Annotated in this window: 1 protein-coding gene; it reads right to left on the minus strand. The window is 64.3% G+C overall.

What is annotated here, in order from left to right:
* Positions 1-213, minus strand: a 213-nt coding sequence (locus COI44_RS23750) for a thiolase family protein (RefSeq protein ID WP_483295504.1), incomplete at both ends; no start/stop codon positions are given.

Consider the following 213-nt stretch of genomic DNA (forward strand, 5'->3'; position numbering starts at 1 on the left):
TGTCCTGGGCTTCGCGCGTGAAGCCGTACTTCTCGGCGCAGTCCTCGCCGAAGGTGCCCATGGCGCGGCCCTTGTCGTATGCATCTTCCAGGCCGTCCAGCATCATGTGGTCGTAGATCATGCCGTGGCCGATGCGGTAACCGCCGCGGCCTTTCGGGATCAGGTACGGCGCATTCGTCATGCTTTCCATGCCGCCCGCGACCACCACGTCGA

Origin of the sequence: Bacillus sp. AFS088145 (genome assembly GCF_002564465.1) — a bacterium.
In the GTDB taxonomy this organism is placed as follows: Bacteria; Bacillota; Bacilli; order Bacillales; family Bacillaceae_G; genus Gottfriedia.